Origin of the sequence: Motilimonas cestriensis (assembly GCF_021295315.1) — a bacterium.
In the GTDB taxonomy this organism is placed as follows: domain Bacteria; phylum Pseudomonadota; class Gammaproteobacteria; order Enterobacterales; family CBDFNC01; genus Motilimonas; species Motilimonas cestriensis.
On the sequence record NZ_JAIMJA010000077.1, the window covers coordinates 1 to 929 of the forward strand.

A 929-nucleotide genomic window follows, 5' to 3' on the forward strand; every position below is an offset into this window, starting at 1 on the left:
CAGCAGGACTGGCAAGCATTTAACCTATCGGACACCATTGCCAAAAAGGGCACACAGGTTAGTTATAACGTCAATGGCCTGAAGGAGACGCAAAGCCATCCGGCTACCGGCACGACCCACTTCTATTATGACAATAACGGTCAGCTCAGAGAGCGTGTTAACGCGAATGGTGACGTTACGTCTACCCAATATAATGCTTTTGGTGACGTTGCCAGTCAGCGACTGGCCGATACGACGATGAGCACCCACCACTATGACAACGCTGGCCGCATCGCGCTAACGCGAGATGGCGAAGGTAATGAAACGCACTTTTTTTACAACGCGCTCGGGCAACTGGAATATCAGCTGACGAAGGCGAGTGGCCTTGCGCAACTGGAGTTTATGACGCCAGTGGGTAGCAGTGGGGGGATCGTAGAGCGTAACATTACCCGATTTATTTATGACGCCCGCGGTAACGTGAAGGCAACTCAGGTGGCACTGCATCGCAGTGGCGTGGCGGCACAGTCAGGCGCGCCGGAGTATCAGGTGTTACAAGGCCTCATCAAAGAAGGCATTAGCTTTGTCAGCGAAGGTCACAAGGCCTACGATCACCTCGGTCGCCTTATCAGTGAAATTGATGGTGAAGGCCGCGAGCTCGTGACCCAATACCACGATGGGGGGCGAACCGTAGTGAATTACCTCGCTGGCCAACTGCAGTCACGCTCTGAGCTTGACGCCAGTGGCCGCATCGTGAAGCTAACGAATGGTAAACACGAAACCATCAGTTATCGCTACGACGATCAAACCGGCACGGTGGTGACCCGCACCGCAGCAGGGATAGAAACTCGTGTTCGCAGCAATGCCCATGGTGAGCAGGTAGAGTTGCTTGACGGCGAAGGCAATCGTCGTCTGTTTTATTATGATCACAGGGGCAACCTTGAACGCTCCGA

1 protein-coding gene is annotated in these 929 nt (G+C 53.9%); it reads left to right on the plus strand.

Going from position 1 to position 929, the window contains the following annotated elements; genetic code table 11:
• Positions 1 to 929, plus strand: a 929-nt coding sequence (locus K6Y31_RS22080) for an RHS repeat domain-containing protein (RefSeq protein ID WP_233055179.1), incomplete at both ends; no start/stop codon positions are given.